The sequence below is a fragment of the Dechloromonas denitrificans genome (assembly GCF_001551835.1).
Taxonomy (GTDB): Bacteria; Pseudomonadota; Gammaproteobacteria; order Burkholderiales; family Rhodocyclaceae; genus Azonexus; species Azonexus denitrificans.
Window position 1 is genome coordinate 1 of record NZ_LODL01000008.1, and the last position, 2,499, is coordinate 2,499.

At 60.5% G+C, this 2,499-nt stretch carries 3 protein-coding genes; all 3 read right to left on the reverse strand.

Annotated elements, in window-relative coordinates:
- Positions 1-63: 63 nt before the first annotated feature.
- Genes tnpC through AT959_RS04190 form a run of 3 tightly spaced genes read right to left on the reverse strand, consistent with a single transcriptional unit; the run spans position 64 to position 2,380 of the window.
- The gene (gene tnpC / locus AT959_RS04180) at positions 64-1,632 is read right to left on the reverse strand and encodes an IS66 family transposase (protein WP_066880944.1); all 1,569 of its coding nucleotides are present in this window, start codon (positions 1,630-1,632) and stop codon (positions 64-66) included.
- Between the two features lie 32 nt (positions 1,633-1,664).
- The gene (gene tnpB, locus AT959_RS04185) at positions 1,665-2,015 is read right to left on the reverse strand and encodes an IS66 family insertion sequence element accessory protein TnpB (RefSeq protein ID WP_066880946.1); all 351 of its coding nucleotides are present in this window, start codon (positions 2,013-2,015) and stop codon (positions 1,665-1,667) included.
- On the reverse strand, positions 1,991-2,380 hold the full coding sequence (locus AT959_RS04190) for a transposase (RefSeq protein WP_157651207.1): 390 nt from the start codon (positions 2,378-2,380) through the stop codon (positions 1,991-1,993). The genes tnpB and AT959_RS04190 overlap by 25 nt, the downstream gene beginning before the upstream one ends.
- Between the last annotated feature and the right edge of the window lie 119 nt (positions 2,381-2,499).

The window sequence follows — 2,499 nt, forward strand, 5'->3', positions numbered from 1 at the left end:
GTAAGCGCCCTATTGATGACGTCATTGACTTGAGGTGCGACGAAACGGTAGGGGGATGAACGTTTAGAATCCCGAAACAAAACGCCAAGGTAGAAGCGCCTCGAAGTCGTCGGCGGTTTGGGCGGCGGGCAGTTTGCGGAAGATCCCGATGAGATAGGCGTAAGGATCGATGCCGCTTGCCTTGCAGGTTTCGACGAGCGAGTAGAGATTGGCACTGGCATTGGCCCCCGCCACGGTATCGGCGAACAACCAGTTGCGGCGGCCGACGACGAACGGACGGATGGCGTTCTCGCAAAGGTTGTTGTCGATGGGCCAGGCACCATTCTCGACATAGCGGGTCAGCTTTGGCCATTGCGCTGACAGGTAATGCAGTGCCTTCCCCAACAAGCTACCGGGGACGACGGTGTGGAGATGCTTGAGCAACATCGCCTCGATCCTGGCCAGGATCGGACGGCTGAGTTCGTCGCGCAGTCGCTGGTGTTCTGTGGCTGATTTGTCCTTTGCCTTTGACTCCACTGCATACAATGCACCGATCGCCGCGATGAACTGCGTGGCTGGCTGCTCCGGCGTCCGGGCGGTCTTGGGAATGACCGCTTCGGCGTCGACGAAATAGCGCCGGCAGTGTGCCCAGCAAGCGAGGTGAGTCAGGCCGTTGGCCTCGGCGACACCGCCATAGACCTCGTAACCATCACTCATCAAGGTAGCCCCCGGCTTGATGCCGGCATACAGGATGTTTGCATGGGAGGCACCCCGTCCCGGCGCATAGCCGAACAGCCGGATCGGTGGTCCGCTGCCCGTGGCTTGTGCCCAGAGATAGCTCTTCGTCTGTGCCTTCTTGCCCGGCTCCTTCAGCACCTGGATCGTCGTTTCGTCCGCATGGATCAGGTCGGCATCGAGCAGGTGATCCCGTAACAGATTGATGATCGGCTGGACGGCTTCGCCGACCCGGATGATGCTCGCCGCCAGCGTCGTGCGCGACAGATCACCACCAAAGCGCCCCAAGAGCGCGGCTTGCCGGTACAACGGCAAACCGTCCATGTACTTCGAGGTCACCACCCAAGCCAGGGCCGATTCCGTCAGCAGCCCCTTGGGAATGATGCGTGCCAGTGCCGGGGTGACTTTGATGCCTCGATCACAGCACGCGCAGGCATATTTCACCCGCTGATGCTGGATGACCCGGACCTGCTGCGGAATGATGTCCAACTGTTCGCTGATCTCGACGCCGATCTCAACCAGCGCCGAGCCGTCATGGGCGCAGATCCGTTCCGATTCCGGCAGTTCGTGCCGGACGATCTCGCGGGGCAGACTGGGATCGAGCGGCTTGCGGCCACGCTTCTGGCGCGTGTGGGCAGGAATGTCGACGGCCGCCGGCGACTCCTCGGCGACCGCGCTCCCAAGAGGCGCCAGAACCTCTGCTTCGTTGAAGAACAGATCTTTCTGATCCGTGCCGCGCACTTCTGATTTCGCATCAAATAGCTGGCGCAAGAAGGCTTTGAGCCGCTCTTGCAGCAGATCGCGTTCGACGGTGAGGATGCGCACCTCGCCGCGCAGGCTTTCGCGCTCGGCAAATGCTGCGTCGCGGGCAGCGACGAGTGCATCGAATTCTTCCTGGTTGAGCGTAACGGTCTTCATTGCCAGATTAGACCAAGGGCATGGCGGCCGGTTCACCCTGCCTGCAAATATTTCTTCTCCGTATGCGGGCGCATGGCCGCCAGGTCGATTCCCGCCAGCAGCCAGTGCAGTTGCTCGACACTGAGCGTGAGAACCTCGGCATCCTTTGGCCATTTGAAGCGGTCTGCCTCGAGTCGCTTGATCATCAGCCAGAAGCCCGTGCGCTCCCACAGCAAGATCTTGATCCGGTCGCGCCGCCGGTTGCTGAAGACGAACAGGGCCGGCGCAAATGGGTCCAGACCCAGGGCTTGCTCAACCAGCACAGCCAATCCGTTGATCGCCTTACGTCCATCCACCGGCTCGCGGTGCACATAGACTTTCAGCGCCGGGTCGAAGCGGAACATGGCAGACTGGCCAGCATGGGCAAGAGGATCAGTACATCGTCACGGCTCAAGCCACCGAGGTCAGCCTGGATACCGTTGGCGAAGGTGATGTCGAGCTTGATCTCCTGGGTTGCAGGAACAATCGGTGCCGCCACAACCGGTATGAAGGGCGATGATTGGCTTTCCGGCGCTCCCCGCAACCGGGCAACAGCGCTGCCAGTTCGCTCTTCCCGATATAAGGCAATCCAGTTGTGCAACTGGTTCGGATTCACGCCGTAGGTCTGCGCCACCTTGGCTACCGAGGCCACGCCGCTCTGACCCAGTTCGATCAGTTCCCGTTTCGCCGATTCGTCATAAGTGCAATTCCCGTTTGCACCACGTCGCACGACCAGTCGTCGTGCCAAGTCTTCGTTTCTCACCATTTCGTGCCCACTCACTTTCGCGTGGGCACAAGTTTCACGCGTTCATGAGTCGCCGAATAGACTGCCCTCAATAGGGCGCTTAC